Origin of the sequence: Candidatus Thiodiazotropha endolucinida (genome assembly GCF_001715975.1) — a bacterium.
GTDB lineage: Bacteria > Pseudomonadota > Gammaproteobacteria > Chromatiales > Chromatiaceae > Thiodiazotropha > Thiodiazotropha endolucinida.
This window is the reverse complement of sequence record NZ_MARB01000021.1, coordinates 42,152-56,010: the sequence shown is the minus strand read 5'-3', so window position 1 is coordinate 56,010 and position 13,859 is coordinate 42,152. Positions and strand designations below refer to the sequence as shown.

Below are 13,859 nucleotides of genomic sequence, written 5' to 3'. Positions count from 1 at the left end.
AGAGATGGCAGGGATTTCCCCCGGACTGGTATACTGATTCTTATACTTTTATGACTCATTAGTTGATGCTCATTCCGGGCGTTACCCACCAGGAACATCATGTTTGACAATTTGACTCAACGACTGGGCAAGGTGCTCACTAATCTGCGCGGCCAGGGCCGTCTCACGGATGACAACATCAAGGAGACCATGCGCGAAGTGCGGATGGCGCTGCTGGAGGCTGATGTGGCCCTGCCGGTGGTGCGTGAATTCATTGATCAGGTGAAGCAGAAAGCGATGGGTGAGGAGGTCATGAAGAGCCTCACTCCCGGCCAGACCCTGATCAAGATCGTCAATGATGAATTGATTCACGTGATGGGTGAGGCCAACGAAGCCCTCGATCTGGCGGCGCAACCCCCGGCGGTGATACTGATGGCGGGTTTGCAAGGCTCGGGTAAGACCACCAGTGTCGCCAAACTTGGTCGCTGGTTGCTGCAACAGGGAAAAAAGAAGATCAGCGTTGTCAGTTGCGACGTCTACCGCCCCGCGGCGATCGACCAGTTGGAGACCCTGGCTCGGGATGTGGGGCTCGACTTTATATCCAGTTCAGATGATGAAAAGCCATTGGACATCGCCAAAAGGGCGCTGAAGGAGACAGCAAAGGGGTTTGCCGAGGTGCTGATTGTCGATACCGCCGGCAGACTGCATGTCGATGAGGAGATGATGGGGGAAATTAAGCAGCTCCATCAGGTCCTCGATCCGGTGGAGACCCTGTTCGTCGTGGATAGCATGACCGGACAGGATGCCGCGAATACCGCCAAGGCCTTCAATGACGCACTGCCGCTGACAGGCGTGATTCTGACCAAGGCCGACGGTGATGCCCGCGGCGGCGCGGCCCTGTCGATACGTCAGATCACGGGGAAACCGATTAAATTCATCGGCGTCGGTGAAAAGACCGATGCCCTTGAGGCCTTTCATCCCGATCGTATCGCCTCCCGTATTTTGGGCATGGGCGATGTCCTCAGCCTGGTGGAAGAGGTGGGCCGCAAGGTCGATCAGGAGAAGGCAACAAAACTGGCGAAAAAACTCCAAAAGGGCAAGGGATTCGATCTGGAGGATTTCAAGGAGCAGATGTTGCAGATGGCCAATATGGGGGGCATGAGCGGCCTGCTGGACAAATTACCGGGCATGGGAGAGATACCCGATCATGTGAAAAATCAGGTGAACGACAAAGAGGTCGGACGGCTGATTGCAATCATCAACTCCATGACGCCCCATGAGCGGGCTTTTCCGGCGGTTATCAAAGGATCCCGTAAACGCCGCATCGCTGCCGGTTCCGGTACCCAGGTGCAGGATGTGAACAAATTACTCAAGCAATTCATGCAGATGCAGAAAATGATGAAAAAGATGAAGGGCGGGGGTATGAAGAAGATGATGCGGGGGATGGCAGGACGCTTTCCGGGTGGGGGCATGCCACCGGGGGGTGGCGGCTTTCCGTTTTGAGTTAGCACATTGAATTAACTATGAATTTTGAACGTTGAACTCTGAATGGGTGGATTGCGCTTCGCACACTGATCATCCAAGAGGGATGTAAGCTTAGCGAACACATCAATTCACAATTCAAAATTCAACATTTATAATTACATTTCTCTTCACATCGGCCCAAAGTTGGTTATAATACGCCGTTTCCCGCCGGCAGGTTCCGGTGTGTTAGCGAATTTCTAAGGATACATCATGGTAACCATACGCCTTTCAAGAACGGGCGCGAAAAAGCGGCCCTTTTACCATATTGTGGTGACCGACAGCCGCAATGCGCGTGACGGTCGCTATATCGAACGTCTCGGTTTCTTCAATCCCGTAGCAGTGGGTGGCGAAGAGGGACTGCGAATTGATCAGGAGCGTGTGCAGCACTGGATTTCAAAGGGTGCGCAGCCGAGCGATCGGGTGACGGCTCTACTGAAGCAGGCGGCTAAGCAGGCAGCCTGACAGTCAGCCTCCCGTCCCGGGTGAAAGCCGCGCAGGTGGACGGAGAAGATGTCACAAGATGAGTTTATAGTAATGGGCCGGGTTTCTGGCCTGTTTGGTGTCAGGGGGTGGCTCAAGATCTACTCCCACACCTCGCCGAGGGAGGGAATCGTCCGCTACCGGGATTGGTACCTGAAGCGAGGGGATGATTGGAAGTGCCATAGGCTGGTTGCCGGTCGTAGTCAGGGTAAGGGCGTGGTTGCCCAACTGCAGGGTATCGATGACCGGGATCTTGCAGCCCCATTGGTGAACTGTGATATCGCCGTCCGGCGTGAGCAGTTGCCGCCACTGGAATCCGGCGAGTATTACTGGAACGACCTGCAGGGATTGCGGGTGTTAAATCTCCAAGGGATTGAATTGGGTGTCGTCTCACACCTCTTCGAGACCGGGGCCAACGATGTATTGGTGGTCCGCGGTGAGCGCGAAAGGTTGATACCCTACACCAAGGGTGAGGCCATACGGGAGGTGGATCTGGAGCACGGTCGGATTATCGTGGACTGGGATCCTGATTTCTGATGCGCTTCGACCTGGTGACGCTGATGCCGGCTATGTTCGATGCCTTGACTAAGGAGGGTGTCGTAGCCAGAGCGATAGGCCGCCAACTGGCGCAGATCGAGCTTTGGAATCCCCGCGACTATACCAGGGACGTACATCGCACGGTGGATGATCGGCCCTACGGTGGTGGCCCTGGCATGGTGATGAAGTACCAGCCGCTGCAACAGGCGATCGAGTCGGCGTTGAGTGCATCTCCGCAGGCGAAGGTGGTCTATATGAGCCCGCAAGGGGTTGGGTTTGATCAGCAGCGGGCACAAACGGTTGTTGAAAATCGACAGCCGCTGTTGCTGATAGCGGGCCGTTATGAAGGCGTCGATGAGCGTATTATAGAACGCTATGTGGATGAAGAGTGGTCCATAGGCGACTATGTTTTGAGCGGCGGTGAACTGGCCGCGATGGTGGTTCTTGATGCGGTGATTAGGCTGATCCCCGGTGCTCTGGGCGATGCAGACTCCGCTCAACAGGATTCATTCATGGACGGGTTGCTGGATTGTCCGCACTATACCCGTCCTGAGCAGATCGACGGCATGTCTGTGCCGTTAGTGCTGCAGGGCGGTAACCATGACGCCATACGGCGTTGGCGCCTGCAGCAGGCACTGAAACGCACTCGGGAGAGACGACCCGATCTGCTGCAGGACCGTCAGATGACGGTGGAAGAAGAGAAGTTATTAGCAGAAATCATTGCTGCGTCGGGAGACGCGGAGCAGACACAGGAGCAATAGACCATGAGTAATATCATCGCAGAACTCGAAGCCGAGCAGATGGGTCGTGAGATTCCGGATTTTGGCCCCGGTGATACCGTTGTGGTTCAAGTACGGGTTAAGGAGGGGCAGCGTGAGCGCCTGCAGGCCTTCGAGGGTATAGTGATCGCCAAGCGCAACCGCGGTCTCAACTCGGCATTCACCGTTCGTAAGATCTCGCATGGCGAGGGTGTCGAGCGTGTATTCCAGACCTACAGCCCGACCGTAGCCTCTGTCAAGGTGACGCGTCGTGGTGATGTGCGTCGCGCGAAACTCTACTATCTGCGTGGACGGACCGGTAAGGCTGCGCGTATTAAAGAGAAAATCTAGAAACTTCAACCTGTAAACCGGTTGTTGAGAGAGCCGCTCTGTTGTTGGACAGAGCGGCTTTTTTGTTCTTAGTCATGAGTTATGAGTTATGAGTTTTTAGTTTTGAGTTGGATGAGTGCGGTAAATCGCACAACTTGTTTTTGATTCTCTTCCTCTTGGGTCGGTCAGACTGTAGGGAAAAAAAGCGTGAGCGAAGCGAACACATACAACTAAAAACTCATAACTCAAAACTAAAAACTCATCTTATAATTACCGCACCGATTACTGACAGATTGAATGGTGCGGCAAGCCGCACCCTTGTATCTACAGGTCGATCACTACCTGCTTGATGCTGTTGTCGTCCGGCGATGTGGAGATATGGAAGTAGAGTGATTTCATCAGGTCGAGCATCTTGAAATTGTTGCTCAATACTTCGCCCTCCATTTTTTCCAGACCGCGATCGCGGGCAACCTCCATCAGCTGGTGCATCAGCTTGTGCCCGATGCCCTGGCGTTGCCACTGATCGGATACCACCAGGGCGAATTCGCAGCTCTTTTTGTCAGGGTTGATCACATAGCGGGCGACACCCAATTCGATTTCATGGTTGCCATCCTCGGTGACTGCGATCAGGGCCATCTCATTGTGATAGTCGATCTGCGTGAATCGCGTCAGCATCTCCGGGGTCAGTTCCTGTATCGAACTCATGAAGCGGAAATATTTTGCTTCATCGGAGAGCTGGCGGGTGAAGGTCTGTTCCAGGTCGGCGTCTTCCGGGCGGATGGGCCTGATCACGATATTGGTGCCGTTGGGCAACTGGGTGGTGTTGACCAGATTTACCGGGTAGGGATGGATGGCCAGATGGTGATAGGGATCGGTGGATGGGCGTGGGAAATCGACCCGTATACGTGCATCCACGGCGACCGCCCCTTGATCATCGACAATCAATGGATTGATATCCATCTCACGAATCCAAGGCAGTTCACAAGCCATGGTCGATACCCGCAACAATACATCGATGAGTGCCTCGCGATTGGCGGGTGGCATATGCCGGAACTGACTCAGCAGTTTTGCCGCCTTGGTGCGGTCGATCAGATCGCTGGCGAGGCTGCGGTTGAGGGGTGGCAGGGCAATCGCCGAGTCGCCCATCACTTCCACCGCGGTGCCGCCGCTGCCGAAACTGATAACCGGCCCGAATACCGGATCACGCACGATACCGATGAGGAGTTCCCGTCCATTCGGACTCTGATACATCTGCTCGACAGTCACGCCCTCCACATTCGCTTCGGGACGGGTCTCCTTGACTTGTTCGATCAGATCCCGATAGGTACTCCGTACAACCTGGGCATTGCTGATATTGAGTCGAATGCCGCCGGCGTCGGATTTGTGGGAGATGTCGGGTGAGTAGATCTTCATGGCAACGGGGAAACCGATCGATTCCGCCAGGATCAACGCCTCATTGGCGGAACGTGCAATACCGTTACGTACCGCGTTGATGCGGAATGCGCCGAGCAAGGCAAATGATTCGGGCTCGGTGAGGATCTTACGCTGTTCCGACAGAGCGCTTTCTATAATGAGGCGCGCCCCTTCGGTATCGGGCTGGATGTGCCGACGGGAACTCTTGGCGGGTGTCTGTAGTAACAGGCGCTGATTCTTCTGATAGGAAGAGAGGTAGGAGAAGGCATCGACTGCGTTTTCCAGGGTACGAAAACTGGGTAATCTGGCGTCTTTGAACAGCTTGCGCGCAGTTTCGATCTGCTTGCCTCCCATCCAGCTGGTCAGGATCGGTTTCTTATGGGAATCCGCCAAATCGATCAGTGCCCTGGCTACCTCTTCCGGTTCGGTCATCGCCTGAGGGGTCAGTATGACGATGGTGCCGTCCACAGCGGGATCGTTGAGACAGATGTCGACTGCGGCACGGTAGCGCTCGGGGGGGGCGTCACCGATAATGTCCACGGGATTTCCATGGGACCATACATCCGGCAGCACTTTGTTCAATGCATCGATTGTTTGATCATTGAGTTCCGCCAGTTCGATATTCAGGTCGGAAGCCCTGTCGGCGGCCATGACGCCCGGACCACCACCATTGGTAATAATAGCCAGCCTGTCGCCATAGACCCGATAGCGGGAAGAGAGCGCCTTGGCGGCGGAGAAGAGTTGTGAAATGGTCTCCACACGCAATACGCCGGAACGGGAGAGCGCGGCGGAAAAGGTTTCATCGCTGCCTACCAGGGCGCCGGTGTGTGACATTGAGGCTTCCGCCCCGGCCGCATGCCGTCCCACCTTGAGTACAATGACGGGTTTGATGCGCGCCGCTGCCCTCAAGCCACTCATAAAGCGACGTGCGTCCTTTATGCCCTCCACATACAGCAGGATACTGTCCGTCATGGGATCCGATACCAGGAAATCAAGGTAGTCGCCAAAATCCAGATCCGCCCCGATACCGGTGGAGATGACGGTTGAGAAACCGATATCGTTGACCTCCGCCCAATCGAGGATGGCAGTGCAGATTGCTCCCGACTGAGAAACGAGCGCCAGATTGCCGGGGGCTGCATTGTTGTTGCCGAAGGTAATATTGATGCCTTGATCCGGTCGAATCAGGCCAAGACAGTTGGGACCGATGAAGCGCATCCCATAGTCCTTTGCCAGTTCAACAATCTTGTCTTCAAGACGCCGGCCGGCGGTTCCGGATTCACGAAACCCGGCAGAGAGTATGATCATGGTCTTGACACCATGTTCGCCGCAGGCCTGCACAATAGCAGGTATAGTCTTTGCCGGTGTGGCGACGACAGCGAGCTCGACAGGTTTGATGATTGCCTCGATACTTTTATAAGCCTTAATACCCTGAACTTTGTCGTGTTTGAGGTTGATCGGGTATATATCCCCCTTGAATCCGGATGATATGAGATTTTTAAATACCACCTCACCGACTGAATTCTTCCTGTCACTGGCACCAAACATGGCGATGCTTTTTGGAGAGAAGAGAGACGTCAAATAGTGTGATTGCATAATCTACTGCCTGTTGAACTTCGTAAGATGATATGGAGTATGATGTCCTTGATTACTCATTAAGGCACAGTGTGAAACTCAGACAATACCGCTAAAGAAAAGTATCAGTATCGATCACTATGGATAGCGGCATGATGGGCTTGAAGTTTACCGGTATATGATGACAATTTCTTTAACTAAGTTGTGATTTTTTAATGATTTATACTGAGTATTGCTCGGTCAAATAGAGATATAGGAAGTGAGGTTTGGAGATTGAAGACCGCATACATAACACACTCGGATTGCCTGTTGCACGATACCGGTGAGGGTCACCCCGAAAACGCAGGTCGCCTGCAGGCGATCGATGACCGATTGATGGCGGCACAGCTGTATGATTTTTTGCGTCACTACGATGCACCCGAGGTGACAAAAGAACAATTGCTGCGTTGTCACGATGTGGCCTACCTCAATCAGGTTGACAAATTGATGCCGCAAAACGGTTATGCCCACCTTGATCCGGACACGGTGGTCAGCCCTGAGAGCACGCAAGCCGCAAAACGGGCGGCGGGTGCCGTCATAAAGGCCGTGGATCTGATTATGAATCAGGGTTTGTCGAATGCCTTTTGCAATGTCAGGCCTCCAGGGCATCACGCAGAAAAAATGCGTACCATGGGGTTTTGCATTTATGGCAATGCCTCAATCGGAGCTGCTCATGCAATGGAAGTGTATGGCCTGGAACGAGTCGCCATACTCGATTTCGACGTCCATCATGGCAATGGTAGCGAAGATATCTTTCGTGATGATCGAAGGGTGATCGTCTGTTCAACCTTTCAACACCCTTTCTACCCCTATACAGATATTGAAGAGAGTCCCGATCATATAATTTGCGCACCCTTGAAGGCGACCGCGAAGAGCGCAGAATTCAGGGATGCCGTTACCGGGCACTGGCTACCGGCGCTGAATCATTTCAAGCCGCAGATGTTCTTTGTCTCTGCCGGATTTGATGCCCATATAGAGGATGACATGTCGGGAGTCAGTCTAACGGAAGCGGATTACCGCTGGGTAACGGAACAGATCAAGATATTGGCGGATCAGTATGCCGACGGGAGAATAGTTTCTGTCCTGGAGGGTGGCTATGAGCCCAGCGCCCTGGCACGCAGCGTCGAGGCCCATATCCGGGTATTGATGGATTTAAGTTGAGAAATGAGTCCGCAAATGAACGCGAATGGATTTTATTGATTCCGCTCGGCGCTTCTATCGTGTAGGGTGCGGCTTGCCGCACCGTTAAATCCTCTAGACATATTGGTACCATAATGATGCTTGTGTATTGGTGCGGCGAGCCGCACCCTACGTATTGATCGGGTTTTTTAAGCTGTTATTTGCATTCATTTGCGGACATATCAATACAATGACATTCAGCTTCTATTGGCATGACTATGAAACCTGGGGTGCCGATCCGCGCCGGGACAGAGCGTCTCAATTCGCGGGCGTGCGTACCGACGCGGATCTGAATCCGGTCGGTGACCCGCTGGTCATCTACTGCAAGCCAAGTGACGATATGCTGCCCCAGCCGGAAGCCTGTCTTGTTACCGGTATCACACCGCAAACGGCGCTCCGAGAGGGGTTGGTTGAAGCCGAATTCATCAGGCTTATCCATCAACAACTTTCCGCAGCGGAAACATGCGGTGTCGGTTACAACACGATTCGCTTTGATGATGAAGTAACACGCAACACACTGTATAGGAATTTTTACGATCCTTACGCGAGAGAGTGGCAGCATGGATCATCCCGCTGGGATATCCTCGATATGGTTCGCCTGACCCATGCCTTGAGGCCTGAGGGTATTGAGTGGCCGCAAAATGAAGCGGGTGTGACCAGTTTTCGTCTCGAGGCGCTCAGTGCCGCCAATAATATCTCCCATGAATCCGCTCACGATGCACTTTCCGATGTCTATGCAACGATTGAGTTGGCACGGCTGATTAAACAGCGTCAGCCAAAACTCTACGACTATCTGTTCAAGAGCCGCAAGAAAAATGTCATAGCGGAGCGCCTGAATCTGCAAAAGCGCCAGGCGGTATTGCATGTCTCATCGATGTATCCGGCCGCGCTGGGTTGCATCGCAATGGTCGTACCGTTGCTGAAGCATCCTGCCAATCCCAACGGTGTGATCGTATATGATCTTCGCCATGATCCGGAACCATTGTTCGGGCTGTCGGAGGAGGTTCTGCATGAGCGACTGTTTACGCCTGGCGCGGATCTGCCCGAGGGTGTCGAACGTATTCCACTGAAGACCGTACACATCAATAAGTGTCCGGTTGTCGTACCTCTATCCACTCTGACAGAGGATGCGGCAAAACGGTGGTGTATCGATCCGAGGCAGGGTGAGGCCTATCGGCAACGGTTGTTGGCTGAACCGGCTTTCATCGGCAAAATAGCGAATATTCACAAAAGAAGCGGCTTCGAGCCGATCAACGATCCCGATCAGGCGCTCTATAGTGGCGGATTCTTTTCCCGTGATGACCGACAGCGCATGGATGCAATTTTAGCGACAGAACCGGCTTCCCTGGCTCAATTCCCTCTGGTTTTTGACGATACGCGTCTGCCTGAAATGTTATTCAGGTATCGGGCAAGAAACTGGCCTGAACTGCTCTCTGTGGAGGAGAACCAGCGGTGGCAGGAATATCGCGAAGCCAGGTTGCTGGATCCCGATGGCGGTGGCAGTATCACCCTGAGTGAATATCTCGCACGGCTGGATGACCTTGAAACGGATCCGACGCTGATGCCGGAAAAACGGGATCTGATCTCACAGTTACTGAGCTGGGCTGAGCGGATCGCGCCGGAGATCTAGTGCTTATTCATCGATCCAATTCCGCAAGGCTTCGATTATTCCCTTCGCTTGATCCCTGCTGGAAATATTGAATTTACTCTTTTGCATATATTCCCCGCTACGTTTCTGGTAGCGGCGGATGGTATATTTGTCTGCGCCGTACTGCTGTTTGGCTCTGTCCCAATCCTGATAGCGAAATATGATGGTTGTCCACGCTCCCTTGGAGAGTACGACTTTGTCCAGCTCCTTGACGACATCGATGCCGTCCTCCGAGTAGGTGACACTGAGTTCTTCGGGTGTTGATGCCATTTGAAATACTGTTCCTAAATGTAACGGTGGATGACTTGTGATCAGCGCGCTTCACTTGCACCGAATTGCCTTAAAATTCTTTCGATATCCTGATTTTTCCGCTCAATGGCAAGCGCCAGCGGGCTCATTCCCGCACGATTGCGTATATCCAGGCTGGCTCCACGGTTGATGAGATACTTGGCCACGACCCGCTGATCATTGAGAATCGCCGAATGGAGGGGAGTATTGCCGTCTGCATCCGTATTATCAAGTGTTGCGCCCCGGCGTAACAGGAATCCGATCACGTCACGATCAGCGCTGCCCAGTTTTGCGGTTTCGTGCAATGCGGTATTCGGGTCGAGTTTTGCGCCGCTTTTGAATAGATATTCCGCAACAATGGTGTTGCGTGCAATCAGTGCTTTAAGTAGGGGTGTGTGGCCTTGAGGGTCGGTAATTTCAAAATCAGCGCCGTTTTTGACCAGGATTTTGGTCATCACCAAACTCCCTTTTGTCGCCGCAACATGCAGCGGCGTCATTCCCTCAGGTCCCGGTTTGTTGATGTCGGCGTTCCAATGGATATTGCGTTCCAGTTGATCGATATCGCCGATCTGGACAGCACGCGCAAGGGTGATAGTGGGTTCGCTGGGCTGGCTGCAACCGATAAGCGTGGATAGGCAGACAATACTGAGGAGGTTGAATCTGTTGAACATAGTGGAAGATAGTAAATCGTTATCTACCAAAGCTGCAAGCAAAGACTGTCGATGATTGGCCTGACGGCAGGCACGTGATAGGGTTTAGCCGCCATGATAACAAAACTGATTCTCACCCTTACGGTTATAGCCATTGCCTGGTTGGTGGTTAAAAACAGACAGCAACGCGTACAGGCCATCACCCATGATAGCCAGCCTGATGTTGCGGCAAGACGCGCTACGAATCCCCTGCTCAAATGGGGGGCTTATGCACTGCTGGCTATGCTGTTGGCGGGTAGTGGGGCCTATCTCTTCGTGCAGTGGCAGGATTCCACCCGCGTCGTCACTGTCGTCGTGGTCGACACCCAGACGGGGAGAAGTGTCAGTTACCAGGCGCGGCGCGGCGATATCGAAGAACGCTATTTTGTCACCCTGGACGGCAGGGAGGTCAGTGTGGCCAACAATGAACGCATCGAACTGGAGTCGGCTTCCCGGCAACGCCCGTGAGGTAGTCGCTCGCTCCAGGTTTTTTCAGATCTGCCGATATAGAGCCAGAAGCTTAGGGCCTGTTAACACTGGCCGGCAACCCGTGAGGGTCCTTGTGGATTCGGGCAGTTAACGAAAATTGGTAATCGGTGAGTAGCGCCATCACATGTCATTCTCCCATCGCGTCATAAAGCAGTGTTATGCCATGCAGGGTTCCGCCCGTTATACCGGGCTGAAACAAACAGTATACAATCTGTTGGAGAATCCCCGCGCGCCGATTCGTCCCTATTTCGATATCTTCATGATCCTGCTTGTTTTGACCACGGTTTGGATGCTGATCTATGAGGTCAAGCATGACCTGGGTATGTTTGGTGATCTGTTCGAGATGATTGCGGTCGGAATATTCATCATCGAATATCTGTTGCGATTCTGGATCTTCAATGACAGCCACAAAGTGATACTTGAGCGCTACGAGCGTGCCGAGTTCATTAATCAGCCCTTCCAGGTCTGGCCGGCACTTTGGCGGGCTTTTCTGGAAAAAATCAGATATGTCGTTCAACCGCTGGCGATTATCGATCTGCTGGCGATCATTCCCAGCTACCGGCCATTGCGATTTCTGCGTATCTTCTTACTGTTTCGCCTTTTCAAGCTGTTCCGTTATACCCGCAGTATCAGTGAGTTCGTCAAGGTGCTTTCCGAGAAACGGATCGAGCTGGTGACGCTGTTTATCTTTATGGCCTTCATCACCTTCACTGCCGCCACCGCAATATTCTTCTTTGAGGCCGATCAGCAGGATGCCCAGATAACCGGCTTTTTCGACAGTGTCTATTGGGCTCTGGTGACCATGTCAACGGTTGGGTATGGTGACATAACACCGCACACCACCGAAGGACGGGTTGTTACCCTTGTACTGATCATCGCCGGATTGGGCGTGATCTCGTTTTTCACCTCCATCATCGTCTCGGCCTTTGGCGAGAAGATCGATGAAATTCGCGCCCATCGGATCTATTCCGAGGTTGAACGTAAACGTATCGATACCCTGATCTGCGGTTTTGGGCGGGTAGGGCAGGTGGTTGCGGAACGCATGGCAGGGGACAAACGTGCCTTTATCGTGATTGATCCGCTGGATGAGAATGCGCTCATCGCCAAACAGCGCGGCCACCTGGCGGTGGTCGGAGATGGAGAAGATACCGAGTTGTTATCGAGTCTGGGAATCGAAAAGCGTATACAGCGGTTGCTATGTCTTACCGGGGATGATGTGGTCAATGTATATATCACCCTTTCCGCAAAGCAGTTGAATCCAAACATCGAAATCATCTCCCGTGCCAACCATCGGGAAAATCTATCCAAGCTCTACCGCGCCGGTGCCGACTATTGCGTCGCACCCAATCAGGTGTTCGGTTTGATCGCAGCCGAGTATGCCGGGCAACCGGTCGCTTTCGAGGCCATTTATGGATTGCTGACCGGCCAATCACCGGAAGGAATTGAGGCAGTGCGTGTCAAGCAGGAGAGTGTATTGGTCGGGCGACGCATAGATAGTATCGATTTCAGGCACCGCAAACTGACACCCTTTGGCGTGATACGCGAAGCGGGATGCGGCACGGCTGAAGAGCATGCCTACTATGATCTGCAAGGGAGTTGTTTCTTCTTTAATCCCAAAGATGATTTCACCCTCAAGAAGGATGACCTGCTTGTATTGATGGGACACGAATACAGCGTGGTTCACTTTCGTGATTGTCTCGAAAGGGGGACGCTCTGATGAGCCGGCTAGACACCCTGATTTTCGGTTGCGGTGCACTGGGTCATGAGGTCGCCATGCAACTGGCGGAGCGTGGTGTCGAGGCATACCTCTACAGCAACGATCTGAATGAAGTCGGGGCGCTGCTGGCAAAGGGAATGCAGGCCGCAGTGGTCGATTTCAAGAATGATGACAAGCTGCGTGAAATCGGCATAGGCAGATGGGTAAAGACGATATTCTGTCTTTTTCCCCAAGAACCGAACAATCTTTTTCTGACGCTGTCCGCCAGATCCATCGATCCCAATCTCAAGATCGTCTGTGTTTGTGAGTCAGCTGCGTCCGGGGAGCGCTTAAAAGCGGCGGGCGCGACAAAAGTGATCGATCCATACGAAATCAGTGGCCACCGTGTACATGAACGCATCGCCAGACCCTATCTGGTCGAAATGCTCGAAAGCTCACTATTCGGCAAGCATATCGACATCGCCGAGATTGAGATGCCCGAAGATTCCAGATTGTCGGGGGTGGTATTGAACGATCTGCAGCTGGAAAAACAGTTCAATCTGATCATCACCGGGGTAGTCGACCTGGAGTTGGGAAATCAGCTGATCTTTGCAAACAGCGGTGTATCGCACCGCTTGCATGCTGGGGATATATTGGTGGTTATTGGGCCGAATCAGGAAATTTCCCGTCTCAAGCAGGCCGTAGCTGACAATTTGTTGGAACCCCCGCCAGGTTCACAGGATCTATAGGGGTAGCGTCAATTCATGCAGTAATTCAGCTGCCGCTACTAGCTACCTCGAAGAGAGGTTTCGTTCAGATATCGTGACGTTGGGCAGCGTCAGTTTCAATCTCGCCAGGGTAATGCAGAGCCTAAGCCGGGGCACTTTGCAGAATGCCCGAAATGGGATCTGCAGATGCCTTGCCGGCCTGTGCCTCGGCGGCCGTTGCTGGCGTGGTCGATATTTGTTGCACTATGCTTGCGAGTAATGAACGGGCCTCTTCAGGCGTGTTTAAGGCGTTCTCCGAGACCTGAGCGCGGTTATTCTCTATATCGAAGAGTCTACGTGCCTGATCGACCTCAACTGCGGCGCTGTTCGCTTGCGTCGCCTGTGATTGCTGAGTCGTTGATTGTACCGATGCCTCCGCTGGCTTCTGGCTAGTGTGTGATCTACCCGACTGATCCGTTGATGTGTTGATGGGTCTGTCGCTGTTGACGGGGCTGATCATGATACCGACTC

Annotated in this window: 14 protein-coding genes; 10 read left to right on the top strand and 4 right to left on the bottom strand. The window is 53.2% G+C overall.

The features are described 5' to 3' along the window. The first annotated feature begins 99 nt into the window (after positions 1 to 99). The 5 genes from ffh to rplS all read left to right on the top strand — a co-directional run bounded on the left by ffh (position 100) and on the right by rplS (position 3,629). Positions 100 to 1,482 carry a signal recognition particle protein gene (gene ffh, locus CODIS_RS15975; protein ID WP_069126952.1) on the top strand — a complete coding sequence of 461 codons (1,383 nt, stop codon included), beginning with the start codon at positions 100 to 102 and terminating at the stop codon, positions 1,480 to 1,482. Positions 1,483 to 1,713: 231 nt separating this feature from the next. Then, complete coding sequence (gene rpsP / locus CODIS_RS15970; protein WP_069126951.1) at positions 1,714 to 1,965, top strand: 30S ribosomal protein S16; 252 nt, start codon at positions 1,714 to 1,716, stop codon at positions 1,963 to 1,965. 48 nt (positions 1,966 to 2,013) lie between these two features. Further along, positions 2,014 to 2,520, top strand: a complete 507-nt coding sequence (rimM, locus tag CODIS_RS15965; protein WP_069126950.1) for a ribosome maturation factor RimM — start codon at positions 2,014 to 2,016, stop codon at positions 2,518 to 2,520. After that, the gene (gene trmD / locus CODIS_RS15960; RefSeq protein WP_069126949.1) at positions 2,520 to 3,281 is read left to right on the top strand and encodes a tRNA (guanosine(37)-N1)-methyltransferase TrmD; all 762 of its coding nucleotides are present in this window, start codon (positions 2,520 to 2,522) and stop codon (positions 3,279 to 3,281) included. Before rimM ends, trmD begins: the two co-directional genes overlap by 1 nt. Before the next feature lie 3 nt (positions 3,282 to 3,284). Beyond that, entirely contained in the window at positions 3,285 to 3,629 is a 345-nt protein-coding gene (gene rplS, locus CODIS_RS15955) for a 50S ribosomal protein L19 (RefSeq protein ID WP_069126948.1), read from the top strand. Between the two features lie 303 nt (positions 3,630 to 3,932). On the opposite strand, the gene CODIS_RS15950 is transcribed toward rplS, so the two are convergent. Continuing rightward, positions 3,933 to 6,614: a bifunctional acetate--CoA ligase family protein/GNAT family N-acetyltransferase gene (locus CODIS_RS15950; protein ID WP_069126947.1), complete on the bottom strand. Its 2,682-nt coding sequence runs from the start codon at positions 6,612 to 6,614 to the stop codon at positions 3,933 to 3,935. A gap of 288 nt (positions 6,615 to 6,902) precedes the next feature. Here CODIS_RS15950 and CODIS_RS15945 point away from each other — a divergent pair, with 288 nt between their 5' ends. Together CODIS_RS15945 and sbcB are read left to right on the top strand one after the other, a co-directional pair. Continuing rightward, a complete protein-coding gene (locus tag CODIS_RS15945; protein WP_235615253.1) occupies positions 6,903 to 7,793 on the top strand; it encodes a histone deacetylase family protein in 891 nt (296 codons plus the stop codon). Between the two features lie 208 nt (positions 7,794 to 8,001). Beyond that, the gene (gene sbcB / locus CODIS_RS15940) at positions 8,002 to 9,441 is read left to right on the top strand and encodes an exodeoxyribonuclease I (RefSeq protein WP_069126999.1); all 1,440 of its coding nucleotides are present in this window, start codon (positions 8,002 to 8,004) and stop codon (positions 9,439 to 9,441) included. Between the two features lie 3 nt (positions 9,442 to 9,444). Here sbcB and CODIS_RS15935 read toward each other — a convergent pair whose 3' ends face one another. Next, the gene (locus tag CODIS_RS15935; RefSeq protein ID WP_069126945.1) at positions 9,445 to 9,729 is read right to left on the bottom strand and encodes a hypothetical protein; all 285 of its coding nucleotides are present in this window, start codon (positions 9,727 to 9,729) and stop codon (positions 9,445 to 9,447) included. 41 nt (positions 9,730 to 9,770) lie between these two features. Beyond that, positions 9,771 to 10,418, bottom strand: coding sequence for an ankyrin repeat domain-containing protein (locus CODIS_RS15930; protein ID WP_069126944.1), 648 nt, complete (start codon positions 10,416 to 10,418; stop codon positions 9,771 to 9,773). Between the two features lie 93 nt (positions 10,419 to 10,511). On the opposite strand from CODIS_RS15930, the gene CODIS_RS15925 reads away from it, so the two are divergent. The 3 genes from CODIS_RS15925 to CODIS_RS15915 all read left to right on the top strand — a co-directional run bounded on the left by CODIS_RS15925 (position 10,512) and on the right by CODIS_RS15915 (position 13,370). After that, entirely contained in the window at positions 10,512 to 10,904 is a 393-nt protein-coding gene (locus tag CODIS_RS15925) for a hypothetical protein (protein WP_069126943.1), read from the top strand. A 145-nt stretch (positions 10,905 to 11,049) separates the two neighbouring features. Beyond that, complete coding sequence (locus CODIS_RS15920; RefSeq protein WP_069126942.1) at positions 11,050 to 12,642, top strand: potassium channel family protein; 1,593 nt, start codon at positions 11,050 to 11,052, stop codon at positions 12,640 to 12,642. Continuing rightward, complete coding sequence (locus CODIS_RS15915; protein ID WP_069126941.1) at positions 12,642 to 13,370, top strand: potassium channel family protein; 729 nt, start codon at positions 12,642 to 12,644, stop codon at positions 13,368 to 13,370. The genes CODIS_RS15920 and CODIS_RS15915 overlap by 1 nt, the downstream gene beginning before the upstream one ends. A gap of 121 nt (positions 13,371 to 13,491) precedes the next feature. Here CODIS_RS15915 and CODIS_RS15910 read toward each other — a convergent pair whose 3' ends face one another. Continuing rightward, the gene (locus CODIS_RS15910) at positions 13,492 to 13,848 is read right to left on the bottom strand and encodes a hypothetical protein (protein WP_069126940.1); all 357 of its coding nucleotides are present in this window, start codon (positions 13,846 to 13,848) and stop codon (positions 13,492 to 13,494) included. Positions 13,849 to 13,859: the final 11 nt, after the last annotated feature.